General features: G+C 59.8%; 11 protein-coding genes. 2 read left to right on the plus strand and 9 right to left on the minus strand.

Annotated elements, in window-relative coordinates:
* Positions 1–18 precede the first annotated feature (18 nt).
* The 4 genes from AS026_RS28895 to AS026_RS28910 form a co-directional block, all read right to left on the minus strand.
* Positions 19–1077 carry a dipeptidase gene (locus tag AS026_RS28895; protein WP_062373806.1) on the minus strand — a complete coding sequence of 353 codons (1059 nt, stop codon included), beginning with the start codon at positions 1075–1077 and terminating at the stop codon, positions 19–21.
* A 158-nt stretch (positions 1078–1235) separates the two neighbouring features.
* Entirely contained in the window at positions 1236–2261 is a 1026-nt protein-coding gene (locus AS026_RS28900) for an ABC transporter permease (RefSeq protein WP_018858914.1), read from the minus strand.
* Positions 2262–2292: 31 nt separating this feature from the next.
* Positions 2293–3834 carry a sugar ABC transporter ATP-binding protein gene (locus AS026_RS28905; protein WP_025657973.1) on the minus strand — a complete coding sequence of 514 codons (1542 nt, stop codon included), beginning with the start codon at positions 3832–3834 and terminating at the stop codon, positions 2293–2295.
* A 72-nt stretch (positions 3835–3906) separates the two neighbouring features.
* Positions 3907–4836, minus strand: a complete 930-nt coding sequence (locus AS026_RS28910; RefSeq protein WP_025657974.1) for a sugar ABC transporter substrate-binding protein — start codon at positions 4834–4836, stop codon at positions 3907–3909.
* Positions 4837–5163: 327 nt separating this feature from the next.
* Here AS026_RS28910 and AS026_RS28915 point away from each other — a divergent pair, with 327 nt between their 5' ends.
* Positions 5164–5673 (plus strand): DUF1993 domain-containing protein, encoded by a 510-nt coding sequence (locus AS026_RS28915; RefSeq protein WP_025657975.1) that lies wholly within the window; start codon positions 5164–5166, stop codon positions 5671–5673.
* Positions 5674–5679: 6 nt separating this feature from the next.
* Here AS026_RS28915 and AS026_RS28920 read toward each other — a convergent pair whose 3' ends face one another.
* Positions 5680–7197 (minus strand): alkaline phosphatase family protein, encoded by a 1518-nt coding sequence (locus AS026_RS28920; protein WP_062373808.1) that lies wholly within the window; start codon positions 7195–7197, stop codon positions 5680–5682.
* 9 nt (positions 7198–7206) lie between these two features.
* The gene (gene galE / locus AS026_RS28925; protein ID WP_062373811.1) at positions 7207–8190 is read right to left on the minus strand and encodes a UDP-glucose 4-epimerase GalE; all 984 of its coding nucleotides are present in this window, start codon (positions 8188–8190) and stop codon (positions 7207–7209) included.
* Positions 8191–8536: 346 nt separating this feature from the next.
* On the opposite strand from galE, the gene AS026_RS28930 reads away from it, so the two are divergent.
* Positions 8537–9319, plus strand: a complete 783-nt coding sequence (locus tag AS026_RS28930) for a class I SAM-dependent methyltransferase (protein WP_025657978.1) — start codon at positions 8537–8539, stop codon at positions 9317–9319.
* A 6-nt stretch (positions 9320–9325) separates the two neighbouring features.
* Here AS026_RS28930 and AS026_RS28935 read toward each other — a convergent pair whose 3' ends face one another.
* Genes AS026_RS28935 through kdpC form a run of 3 tightly spaced genes read right to left on the minus strand, consistent with a single transcriptional unit; the run spans position 9326 to position 13365 of the window.
* The gene (locus AS026_RS28935) at positions 9326–10030 is read right to left on the minus strand and encodes a response regulator transcription factor (protein ID WP_025657979.1); all 705 of its coding nucleotides are present in this window, start codon (positions 10028–10030) and stop codon (positions 9326–9328) included.
* On the minus strand, positions 10027–12735 hold the full coding sequence (locus AS026_RS28940) for a sensor histidine kinase (RefSeq protein WP_062373815.1): 2709 nt from the start codon (positions 12733–12735) through the stop codon (positions 10027–10029). The genes AS026_RS28935 and AS026_RS28940 overlap by 4 nt, the downstream gene beginning before the upstream one ends.
* 60 nt (positions 12736–12795) lie before the next feature.
* Positions 12796–13365, minus strand: coding sequence for a potassium-transporting ATPase subunit KdpC (gene kdpC, locus AS026_RS28945; RefSeq protein WP_062373818.1), 570 nt, complete (start codon positions 13363–13365; stop codon positions 12796–12798).
* Between the last annotated feature and the right edge of the window lie 2 nt (positions 13366–13367).

Genomic DNA, 13367 nt, shown 5'->3' on the forward strand with positions numbered 1-13367 from the left:
GCAAAGCTTTAGGCGGGCTCAGGCGTTTTCTTCTCCCCACGCCGAAGCCAGAATCCTCAGCCAGTTCCCGCTGGCCAATTTTTCGAGATCTCGCGCACCATAGCCAACGCGCTGGAGGGCGGCAATCAGCTTCTGGTTCCCTGCGGCGTCCCCGATTTCCTCGGGGATCGTCGCGCCGTCAAAGTCCGAACCGAGCGCCACACAGTCGATGCCGACGCGCTCCACGAGGTAGTCGATGTGGCGCACCATATCGCTCAGCGGCGTATCGCCATCGGAGCGACCGTCGCTGCGCAGCATCGCGGTCGCGTAGTTCACGCCGACGAGGCCGCGGCTTTCCCTGATGGCGTCGAGCTGCTTGTCGGTGAGGTTGCGGGCGACTGGCGTCAACGCGTGTGCGTTGGAATGGCTGGCAACGAGCGGCTGATCGGTCGTCTTGGCGACGTCCCAAAAGCCCTTCTCGGTGATGTGCGCCAGATCGATCAGGATGCCGAGGCGGTTGCATTCGCGCACGAGGGCAAAGCCTGCCTCGGTGAGACCGGGCGCGGTGTCCGGGGACATGGGGAAGGCGAAGGGCACGCCGTGGCCGAAGATATTGTGGCGGCTCCATACCGGTCCCAGCGAACGCAGGCCGGCGGCATAAAATACTTCGAGCGCCGCCAGGTCCGGTCCGATGGCCTCGCAGCCTTCCATGTGCATCACGGCCGCGAAGGGCCCGTCAGCCATGGCCTTGCGGATATCCTTTACCGTGCGGCAGAGGCGCCAGGCACCGGCGCGGTCCAGGCGCAGTGCGATAGCAGCCATTTCTGCGGCGATGTTCAGCGAGGACAGCGGCTCGAGGGGTGCAGCGAGCGGCGTGACGTAGTGGCCGTTCTTGTCGGGATCGGCAAAAACGAGATCGCCGGACGGCACGTAGATTGCGCAGAGGCCACCGGCCAGTCCGCCAGCCTTGGCGCGCGGGCCATCTATGTGGCCCAAATCTGTTCCGTTTGAAAATTCAGCGACTGGATCGCCGCCATCCCTTTCATGTGTCCAAAGCCGAAGGAGGACGTCGTTATGGCCGTCGAATACGAATTGCATCTGCGTTCCTGTGTGCCCGGGCGGGCGATATGAAGAGCGCAGAATAGAAAAGCTGGCAGAATACGCCACCTCTTTTTTCAGAAATTTTGCTGTTCCGCAGCAATAGTTAGCAGAAACAAAAAACGGGAGCCGAGGCTCCCGTTCCGAAGGGTTTTTCGTCAGTGCTTGGCGCGCTTCTTTTGGCGGTAGACGTCGATCACGACGGCGGCCACGATGATCAGGCCTTTGACGATCTCCTGGTAGTAGGCATCGACCCTCAAGAAGGTGAAGCCAGAGGTCATCACGCCAAGAATGATCGTACCGATAACCGTGCCGGTGATGCGGCCGACGCCGCCGGTCAGAGACGTACCGCCGATGACAGCCGCGGCAATAGCGTCCAGTTCGTACATGACGCCCATGCCAGCTTGCGCAGTCTGGGCGCGGGCTGCCGTAACGACGCCCGCAAGGCCTGCAAGGAGACCGGCAATGGCGTAAACTTTGATCAGGTGAGCTTCGATATTGATACCGGAAACGCGCGCAGCCTGCACGTTGGCACCGATCGCATAGGTGAACTTGCCGTAGCGCGTATAGCGGAGCGCAATGTGGAAGATCAGTGCCACGACCAGAAAGACGATGACGGGCCAGATGCCGGTGCCGATGAAATTGAACTGTTCGGTGAGCCCCGAAACCGGCTGGCCCTTGGTGTACCACTTCGAAATGCCGCGTGCCGAAACCATCATGCCGAGCGTGGCTATGAATGGCGGGATCTTGGTCTTTGCAATCAGCTGCCCGTTGATAAAGCCAGCCGCTAGGCCGATGAGGAGGCCGACGCCGATCGGGATGAAGAATGGCAGGTCGGTCAGCGAAGGATAGAGCGCCCGTGGCCAGGTCGATGCCTGCGCGAAGCTTGCCGCAATCATCGCCGTCATGCCGACGACGGAGCCGGATGAGAGGTCGATGCCGCCGGTAATGATCACCTGCGTCACGCCCACCGAGATGATGCCGATGACGGAGACCTGAAGGATCATGATCGTCAGGCGCTGCGAATTGAACAGAAAGCTCTGGCCGATGAAGATCCAGCCGAGAATTTCATAGACAAGTGCAATGCCGACCAGGACAAGGAAAATGCTGAGCTCGGGCGGGACACGCCGCCTGCGCGCGCGCGTTGCAAGCGGGGCTGCTACCTCAGCTGCGTTGGTATTCATGATATCCTCCCTTCGGTTGCCGGAGGCCGCGTTACTGCGCGGCAAGCTCCATCACCTTGATCTGCGTTGCTTCGTCGCGATTGAGAAAACCGGTCACCCGACCCTCGTGCATCACCATGATGCGGTCGCTCATGCCCAGCACTTCGGGCATTTCCGACGAGATCATGAGCACCGCCACTCCGTTTTTCGCCATCTCTGTCACCAGGCGATGGATTTCAGCCTTCGCGCCGACGTCGATGCCACGGGTCGGCTCGTCGAGAATGAGGATTTTCGGATTCGTCAGCAGCCAGCGACCGATCAGAACCTTCTGCTGATTGCCGCCGGACAGGTTTTCCACGCGCTCATCGAGGTTGGGCGTCTTCACTCGGAGTTTCTTGGCCATGTCCTCGCAGGTCGCCTCGATCGAGCTTTCCTGCACAAAGCCCCCCTTGACGAACCTGTCCTGGAGAACGGCGATCTGCATGTTCTCGAGAACGCTGAGGATCAGCAGACAGCCTGTGTCTTTGCGATCCTCAGTCAGGAACGCCATGTGGTTCCGGATTGCGACGGTCGGCGAGGCGATCGCCGTCTTCTTGCCGAAGAGTTCGATCGTGCCCGATGTTGCGGGCGTCACGCCGAACAAGGTCTCGGCGACGTTTGATCGGCCTGAGCCGACAAGGCCGGCCACGCCGAGGATTTCGCCCGATCGCACGTCAAAGGAAACGTCACGGAAGACGTCGTTGAGCGACAGGTTCTTGACCGAGAGGACGACGTCGCCGATCGGCACGTCCTCTTTCGGGAACATCTGGGTGATCTCGCGGCCGACCATCATGCGGATGATGTCATCGCGGGTGACATCTGTTGATGCATGAGTGCCGATATAGCGGCCATCGCGGAACACCGAGAACTCGTCGGCAATCTCGAACAGCTCGTTCATCTTGTGTGTGATGTAGACGATGCCGATTCCCTGAGATCTGAGGTCGCGAATGATCCGAAAGAGGTGTTCGACCTCGCGCTCGGTCAGCGCCGACGTTGGTTCGTCCATGATCAGGACGTCGGAATTATAGGAGACAGCCTTGGCGATCTCGACCATCTGCCGGCTGGCGACGGAAAGTTCGCGGACTTGGATCTCCGGGTCGATGTCGATGTTCAGCCGGCGAAACAGCTCGTCGGTCTGGCGGAACATGGCTGCGTGGTCGACAAAGCCAAACTTGTTCGTTGGCTCGCGACGGATCCAGATGTTCTCGGCGACGGTCATATAGGGCATCAGGTTCAGCTCCTGATGAATCATCGCAATGCCATTTTCCAAGGCGTCGAGCGGCGATTTGAGCTGGATCTCAACGCCCTTGAGGCGTACTTCGCCCTTGTCAGGAATATAGATGCCGGCGAGGATTTTCATCAGTGTCGACTTGCCGGCGCCGTTTTCGCCCATCAAGGCATGCACGGTGCCGCGCCTCAGCCGGAACTGAACATCATCAAGTGCGACAACGCCCGGGAACTCCTTCCGGACACCTTCGGCGCTCAACAGGTATTCCGCATTCGGAACAGCGCCGCTCTGGCGCACTGCGGCCATTGTAGACGGGCTGACAACCATCTCATCTCCTCCCGGACACGGACTGAGGGAAGGAATGCGGAACCCTGTCCCGCATCCCGATTTCTCCGAACGTTAGTTCTTCGCGACGAAGTCCTTGACGTTCTCAGGCGTGACGAGCTGGAAAGGAATGTAAACCTTCTTCTCTATCTTTTCGCCCTTCGCGAGCTTCAGGGCCGCATCAAGCGCGCCCTTGCCCTGCCCTGCGGCATCCTGGAAGACCGTCACATCGAGATCACCGGCCTGCATCGCGGCGAGTGCGTCCTGCGTTGCGTCAACGCCGCCGATCACGATCTTGCTGAGGTCCTTGCCGGCCGCCTTGAGGGCCTGAATGGCGCCGATCGCCATTTCGTCGTTGTTCGAAATGACGGCATCGAACTCGAGACCGCTGGAGAGCCAGTTGGTCAGAAGGTCGGACCCCTGAGTACGGGACCAGTTGGCCGTCTGCTCTTCGATGATCTGGATGCCCTTGCATTCGTCCGTCGCAATGACGTCATGGACGTCCTTGGTGCGCATGCGTGCAGCCTGGTTGGAGAGTTCGCCCATCATGACAACGGCCTTACCCTTGCCTCCCAACAGGCGGCAAACTTCCTTGGCTTCAAGCGTACCGGATTCCTGCTCGTTCGAAGCGACGAAGGCCTGTTTATCCGGAAGGCTGTCGACGTTGACCGGTTCGCGGTTGACGTAAACGAGCGGAATGCCGGCATCAGCCGCGATTTTCGACATGGCGGCGGTAGCGTCGGTGTCGACCGGATTGACGATGATCGCGTCAACCTTGGATGCGATGAAGTTCTGGATCTGGCTCTGCTGCTTCGCGACGTCGTTCTGGGCGTCTTCAACCTGCAGCGTCACGCCCTTCAGGGTCTTGGAATAGTCCTGCATCCCGTTTCGCAGGACGGTCAGGAAGTTGTCGTCAAACAGCGCCATCGAGACGCCAACGGTTTCAGCGTGAGCGGCCGTCGACAGGACGAGCGCCATGGCAGTACCCATGATAAATTTCTTCATTTTGTTTTCCTCCACAAAGCGGTGTCCGGCTGCACCCTCCTCACGCCGGAGCTTCGGGCCATGCCCGTAAGCCAGTATCTTGTTCGCTGCGTGCCATCTCCCGTTGGCCATCCGTCAAGAAACGGAACAAACGAACCGTGAAATTTGTATCACGGAATATTCATTCCATTTTCTATGGGAGGCGTCAAGTCCAATTGAAGGATGAGGCCGCCGGCGCTTGGCGAAAATCTCGCCAAGATAGCTGCCAGGCACTGAAAAGCGCGATGTCGATGACTATATTGGCCGCGCCAGCGGCAGCAGTTTCGCTGCCCTTCCAAGGAGAAACTGATGCCGATCTCGATGTATCGATCAACCGTTCCCGTCTTCCAACGTGGCCTTGAGACGTTGAAGACCTATCTCGACAAAGCCGAGGCCTTCGCCAAAGAAAAAGGCATCGATGGCGCGGATCTCGTTGCGGCGCGGCTATCTTCGGACATGCTGCCGTTTGCAGGCCAGTATCAGCGCGCGACCGACAGCGCCAAGTTGGCGATTGCGCGACTGACCGCCAGCGAGGCTCCGAAATTCGAGGATAACGAAGCGACGATCGCCGAGTTGCGTGCGCGTGTTACCAAGACAGAAGCCTACCTTGCGGCCGTTGTGCCGGCTGCACTCGAGGGAACGGAAACGCGTGAGATCACTCTGTCTCCAGGAGGCAACAAGATCACGTTCCGCGGCGACGAGTATGTCATGACCTTCGCGCTGCCGAATTTCTTCTTCCATATTGCGACGGCTCACGCGATCCTGCGCAACCAGGGCGTTCCGGTCGGCAAGATGGACTATCTCGGTCGCTTCGCGTGACGAAGCTCAGGGCCGGTGCTTGACCGGCCCTTTCTCGGTAAGTTCGGTGAAGGCTAGCGTCTGATCCAGATGGCGGGCACGCAGCGAGAGAAGTTTCTCGGCATAGGAAAGCCGCACCGGCAGATAGGCTTCGTCTGACGCGAGATTGTTCAATTCCATCGGATCAGCCTGCAGATCGAAAAGGAGCGGTGGCAGTGCTGTGAAATGCACGTATTTGAAGCGCTCATCCCTGATGACGGCAAGATTGCATTCGTTCGACCGCAATCCGAAATGAGTTTCCGGCTCCTGCGTGGCGATATCGCGGAAGTCAAATTCCCAGAAGGCTGCTTCGCGCCAATTTCCCGGCTCGCGCCGCATGAGCGGCAGGAGCGATTGTCCGTCCACACCATTCTCCGGCTCGATATTCAGGCGGTCGCACAATGTCGGGAAGATGTCTGCCGCGGACGTAAACCGCTCGACAACGCTGCCCCGCGTGGCGGCCTGCGGGTCGCGGATGACAAGCGGGATATGATAGCTGCCGTCGAAGAAGCCGCCCTTGCCGAGCGTCCAGTGATCGCCCGCCATCTCGGCGTGGTCGGAGGTGAAGATGATCAGCGTGTTATCCCAGGCCCTGGCTTCCTTCAATGCGCTCCAAACACGCCCGAGCTGCGCGTCGACCTCGGCAATCATGCCATAATAGATGGCGCGGATCGCGCCGAAGTCGCTGTCTTCCCAGTCGTTGACGCGACCGGCTGCGCCGTAGATGAAGTTACCCTTCCTTGCCCTCGGCATGGCATAGGACAGGTAAGGATGTGCGCTCTGTTCTATTTCATGGTTTTTCGCCCGGGCGAAATGCGGACCGTCCTCCGGGCTGAACAGGTCGTTGTATGGAGGCGGGGCCGAAAATGGCGGATGGGGACGCAGGAACGAAACATGCGCGAACCAAGGCGCATCTTGCTCGCCCAGCCAGCGGATAAACTCTCCTGCGAGAAACGCCGTCTGCGTCTCGTCCTTCGAATAGGCTGTTGCCGCGTTCGAGATCTCGCCGCGCCGCGCGCCAACAGGAATGTGGATGTCGCGGGTATGCGCTTCAGCGTGCCCCCGCGAGCGCAACCAGGAGAGCCATTGCCTTTCATGTTCGGGAAGGAGTTGCCGGGCCGTGAAACCGGGCAACAATCCCTCATAGGTCGTCAGATGCGGGTCGTTTTGATCCAGGCCGCGGGGGTCGGGTGCGGTGTCGGTGTAACCGAACAGCGTCGGATCATAGCCCGCCCGCCGCGCCGCCAACGCCAGATTGTCAAATCGGGCATCGAGGGGTGAGCCGTTCCGGCAAACCCGGTGGTTCATCTGATAGAGACCGGTGTAGAGCGTGGCTCGTGCCGGCGAACATGGAGCGGCGCCGGCGTAGTGGCGTGCAAACAATACGCCTACCGCCGCCAGCGCATCTATGTTCGGCGTCCTGACGCAGGCATGCCCGGTCGCTGACAAACAATCACCACGCCACTGGTCCGCGGTGATCAGGAGAATGTTCGGTCGACCGGTCATGGTTGCATTTTAGTGTTGGTTTGATTTTGCGTGCCAGTTCCACGCCGATCGGATGATCTGAGACAAATCATACTGCGGCGTCCAACCGAGAATCTCCCGCGCCTTGTCGTTGTTGGCAACCAGCGTGTGCGAGTCGCCTTCTCGGCGGCCGGCATATTCCACAGGAAACGGACGCTCGGAGACGCGCTCGATGGTGCCGAGTAACTCCTTCACGGTCGTCCCGGTGCCGGTGCCGAGGTTGAGAGCAACCGACTCGCCGCCGCGCAACAGATGCTCGACGGCGCGGACATGGGCATCGGCGAGGTCGAGGACGTGGATGTAATCGCGGACGCAGGTGCCGTCGCGCGTCTCGTAGTCGGTTCCGAACACCTTGAAGCCTTCGCGGCGGCCAAGGGCGGCGTCGATCGCCAACGGTATGGCGTGCGTTTCCGGCTGGTGCCACTCGCCGATCCTGCCTTCGAAATCGGCCCCGGCAGCGTTGAAATAGCGAAGCACGACCGAGCGGAAGCCCGTGTACTTGTCGTAGTCGGCAAGCGCCTGCTCGACGATGTACTTCGTGCGGCCGTACGGATTGATCGGCACCTGACGATGCGTCTCGTCGAGCGGCACGCTCTGCGGCAAGCCATAGGTCGCGCAGGTCGACGAGAAGACGAATGCCTTGACGCCAGCCGCCTGGGCAGCGGCCAGGAGCGTCAGTGTGCCGATGACGTTGTTCTCGTAGAAGGCAACCGGATCTTTGACCGATTCGCCGACTTCGATGAGCGCGGCAAAGTGCAAGATGGCGGCTGGCTTGTGCGTTGCCAGGACCTCGTCAAGGCGCGCCCGATCCCTGATATCCCCTTCTTCCGCGGGTCCCCACTTTACGAACTCGCGGTGACCGTTTGAGAAATTGTCGAAAACGACCGGTTTGAAGCCCTTGTTCGCAAGATCGAGACACGTGTGCGAGCCAATATACCCAGCGCCGCCAACGACCAGAACCGTTTCACCTGCCATGCACCACCTTCAATTCTCGTTTCGGATGAAGAGAAGACTTAAGGCAGGTCGATGGCAAGAAAAAGAAAGAAACGAACGGGGGAGGGACGCTGGCCTCGTTTTGTCGACGATGGCATTAGCAAATTGATCGCGCAAAGCTTTTCAGGCGCGATCGACTGTTCGGCAATGCTCGACACGACAATATTTTTAAATAGAACAGCAGACCCCTTTTGATCATTCCTGCAACCAAGCGTATCTATAAATACTGCTTTCGCATGATTTTAAATAGAATTGACTTCTCTTCGTGATTTCTGCAAGAAATTGTCTTCTTCGGTGCCTCTGTTGATGAATCTGGAAGCACAGTTCAATGAATTCATCGATAAGAAAATTCATCTTCCATGATCTTCAGGCGATTGAAGGATACATTGATCCGCCTGACGCGCTGGTATTTCTTGCCGTTCTGCGGGCACAGCAATCAGCATCCTTGCAAGGTGGCTTGGCCGAGATCGGCGTTTACTACGGCCGATCCTACTTCCTGATGCGAAAGATCTGCGGAGAGGCCGAGAAGATCGTGGCGATCGATCCCTTCGATATCCTGAAACCCGAGCACGGCGCGACGCAATATGACCGTTTCGTGGCGGGTGGCCGCCAACTGGGCCTTTCCGTGGATGCAGAGCGCGTCGTCAAGAGCGACAGCACGCTGCTCAGGCCGGAGGACATCATTGAAAGGGCCGGCAAGGTCCGCCTTTTCAGTATCGACGGCGGCCACATGCTGCACCACGTCGCGGCCGACAGTCGTCTTGCTGCCGGGTCGCTTGCGGAGCATGGGATCATCGTCTTCGACGATACCTTCAATCCCGCCTGGCCGGAAGTCACGGTCGGGGTGACCGATTTCCTGCGTGAAGAGGCCGGCCGCTTCTCGGTTTTCTGCCTGACGAAATACAAGACCTATGTCTGCCGCAACGCTTTCCACGCATTCTACTCGCATTCGATCATGACTTCACAGGAGCTGAAGGCGTTCGATCACATAGAGACGGATTTCCTCGGTTCGACGGCGATCCGGTTGCACAATCCGATGCGCCGCCGCATCGCTCATGAAGTGATGGTCGGATTGGGCATGCGCGCACTGTCGGAGCGCGCTTACCGATAGGCCGATTTAGGCTGCTGGCGGATCCGCTTCTTTCAGCCTGTATCCGACGCCGGTTTCAGTCGTGATGTATTGGGGCTGGTCCGGGCTCTGCTCCATCTTTTGGCGCAGCTGTCGCACGTAGACACGCAGGTATTGTACGTCGGCAGCGGGCCCCCAGATCTGCTTCAACAGAAACTGGTGGGTGAGGACCTTTCCTGCGTGCTGGGCGAGGACCCGCAGAATGTCGTATTCCTTCGGCGAGAGCTTGATTTCCCTGCCGTCGATCTTGACGATGCGCTTGACGAGGTCAATCGACAGGCCACCCGCCTGAAAGATCGCCCGCTCACCCTGCTGCTGCAAGCGATGACGCAAGGCGACACGCAGCCGGGCTCCGAGCTCGTTCATGCCGAATGGCTTCGTCAGATAGTCATCCGCTCCCGCTTCGAGCGCCTTGACGATGCCGGTTTCATCGGTCCGGCTGGAAAGGATCACGATCGGCAAGGCAAGGCCCGCGCCTCTCCATTCCTGAAGCAGTTCATGGCCCGACTTGTCCGGCAGGCCAAGGTCGAGCACGATCAGATCCGGTGGATCATCCTTCGCTGCCTGCAGCGCCGCCACGCCGTTTGGCGCTTCGTGCACCTCGTAGCCTTGTGCGGTGAGGCCAACGCGAAGCAGCTTGCGGATTGGAGGCTCGTCGTCCACGACGAGGATTTTTACGGCTGAACCGGTCATTTTAGCTCATCCAATTTCGGAATCTCGTTTGGTTTTGGAAGACGGATGGTGAAGACAGCACCCGAACCATCGGAGCGGTTTCGGGCCGTGATCGTGCCGCCCATCGCCTCGACAAAGCCGCGACAGATGGACAGGCCAAGGCCCGTTCCCGCGCGAACCTGGTCCCCTTTGCTTACCCGATAGAATGTATCGAAGACGCGGTCCAAGTCCGCCGGCGGAATGCCCGGACCCTCGTCTGAAACCTCAATCACAACATTGTATTCGTCCGCCCGCCCATCGATACGGATCGACGACCCCTGCGGCGCATACTTGGCCGCATTGTCGAGCAAATTGAACAGCACCTGTTCAAACAATACCGGATCGACGCGGATCATCGGCAGATCTGCAGGAATCGTCATGACGGTCTTGTGGTGCGCGAGAATTTTCTCGGCGCGGCGCAACGCGCTTCCGGCAATGTCACCCGGGTAGTGAAGCGCATAGTTCGGCTCCATTGCACCGGACTCGATCTTCGTCATGTCAAGCAGGTTGGCAATAAAGCGGTTGAGCCGTTCCGACTCGTCGACGACGGTCGACAACAGATCCAGACGATCTTCAACCGACATGGAATCGCGGTAATCGCGCAGTGTGCCCGCAGCGCCAAGGATGGCCGCGAGCGGCGTCTTCAGGTCGTGCGAGATCGAGGTCAGGAGCGCAGAGCGCAGACGATCGGCCTCGGCAGCCAGCTTGGCGCGGTCAACGTCCGCCACGAGTTGAATGCGCTCTATCGCAAGCGCCGCCTGATCGGCCAATGCGTCGAGAAGGCGTTGCTGCTCGGGGGTCAGCAGAGGGCCGTCGCGTCGGTCATTGTCCAGGCCGATGACACCGACGGCGGCACGACCGGTTCGCAGCGGTACATAGAGCCTCTTGGCACCGGGCAGGGTATCGGCGCCACGGCCTGCGGCGTGATTGTGCTCCCAGGCCCAACGGGCGGCGGCAATGTCTGCCTCGTCGAGTGTGTCATCCGGCGGATAACCGGCCTTGACGGCGATGGTGCCTTCTTCCGGCAGTAGAAGGACAACGCGGACCTTGAGCATTGATGCCAGCTGGAATGCGGTGGCCCAGAGAACGTCGTCGAGCGTGCCGGTGCCGGCCAATTTCTTGGAAAAGAGGTAGAGGTCTTCCGTCGTCCTGGCACGCTGCCGGGCAGCAGCCGCCTGGCGTTGGACCGTTGCCGTCAGGTTGCTGGCGATGACAGCGACGCCCAGGAAGAAGAACAACGCAAGCACGCTCTCCGGATCGCTGATCGTCAGCGTGTAGCGGGGCGGCAGGAAGAAGAAGTTAAAGGACAGCGCGCTGATGATGCAGGTATAGAGCGCTGGGCGCAGCCCGTGGATGACCGCCGAGGTTAGCACCGCCATCAAGAACACGAGGGCAAGGTTGCGGACATCAAGAACCTGATCGAGCACCACGCCGGCGATGAGCGCGACAACCACATAGGCTGTCGCGGAGAGATAGGGCTGGATGTTGAAGTCGGGCACGGACGGTGCGGCTCTGACGCCGCGCGCGGATGTTCCCACCGTCTCGCTGCCGGAAATCACATGGACGCTGATATTGCCTGACGTCCGGATCAGATCGTCGGCTATGGAGCGGTGAAGCCAGTCACGCCACGTCGGCTTGTTGGGGGCGCCGATGACGATGTGGGTAACGTTGTTGGCTGCGGCGTGGCGGACCAGCTCTTCGGAGACCTCACGGCCGGGAATGGTGATCGCCTCACCGCCGAGCTGTTCGGCCAATCGAAGTGTGGCCGCAATTGTGTCACGGTCGGTTTCAGTCAGATTGATGGAACGACCGGTCTCGACATAGACGGCCGCCCACGGTGCCCGCAGTCGCGAGGCCATTCGCGAGGCATAGCGTACCAGCGAGGCCGAGCGTGGATGCTGATCAACCGATACAAGGACCCTCTCACCTGCGGCCCAGGGACCAGCGATGGCATGCGCCTGCATGTGGGTCAGGAGTTGGTCGTCGACACGCTGCGCGGTCTTGCGCAATGCCAGTTCGCGCAGCGCAGTCAGGTTTCCGGGCGTGAAATAATTGGTCAGAGCCCGTTCGGCAGTCTTCGGAACATAGACCTTTCCGTCGTGCAGCCGCTTGATCAGATCATCCGGCGTCAGGTCGATGATCTCGACGTCATCGGCCATATCGATGATCGAATCCGGGACGGTCTCTCGCACTCGGATGCGGGTAATCTGCGAGACGACGTCGTTCAGGCTCTCGACGTGCTGGATGTTCAGTGTCGAATAGACGTCTATGCCGCGGTCAAGCAGCTCCTTCACGTCGAGATAGCGCTTCGGATGGCGGCTGCCCTCGGCGTTCGTATGGGCAAGTTCGTCGACGAGGACGAGGCGCGGTTGGCGGGCGAGGATAGCGTCGATATCCATCTCCTCAAGCGGGCGGCCTTTGTAGTCGATCTTGACGCGCGGAATGACTTCAAAGCCATTGACGAGCGCTTGCGTTTCCTTGCGCCCGTGGGTCTCGACGATGCCGATCACCACGTCAACGCCATCGGACATCTTGGCACGGCCCGATTCCAGCATCTCGTAGGTCTTGCCGACGCCGGGCGCGGCGCCCAGGAAGATCTTCAGACGGCCACGTGTCTCCTGGCGCGCTTTCTCTAGCAGCGCGTCGGGCGAGGGCCTTCCAACCTTGTCGCGGTTGTCTTCCGGCATGCGTGTCAATCTTTCTGAAGAGCAAGCCCCGGTGCGCGCAGACGCCCGGGGCCTTCAATTTTACTGAGAGATAGAAGCATCAAGAGACTGATTCAATGCCAGAACATTGACCGTGCGTTCACCGAGGAACCCAAGTTCGGGGTGATTGATGGCGGCATCGACAATCGTCTTGAGCTTTGCCTCATCCATGCCGCGCGCCTTGGCGACGCGCGGTATCTGGAAGTAGGCGGCTTCGGGTGAGATGTGCGGATCAAGGCCGCTGCCGGAAGCCGTCACGAGATCGATCGGCACCTCCACATTCGGGTTGGTCGCCTTGGCTGCTTCGTAATCAGTCTTCACGCGATCGATGAGCTTCTGGCTGGTTGGGCCGAGGTTCGAACCGCTGGAGCTGGCGGCATTGTAGCCGTCGCCGGCTGCCGAGGGACGGCCGTGGAAGTAGTTGTCGCCGGTGAAGGCCTGGCCGATCAGGGTCGAGCCGATCACGTGGCCGTCCTTCTCGATCAGGCTGCCATTGGCTTGCGACGGGAAGAGTGCCTGCGCAGCGCCCGTCATTGCGAGCGGATAGAGCAGTCCGGTGATGGCGGTGGTGGCAACGATCATTACTATTGCCGGACGAAGTTCTTTCAACATGA

The sequence above is a fragment of the Rhizobium altiplani genome (genome assembly GCF_001542405.1).
GTDB classification, from domain to species: domain Bacteria; phylum Pseudomonadota; class Alphaproteobacteria; order Rhizobiales; family Rhizobiaceae; genus Rhizobium; species Rhizobium altiplani.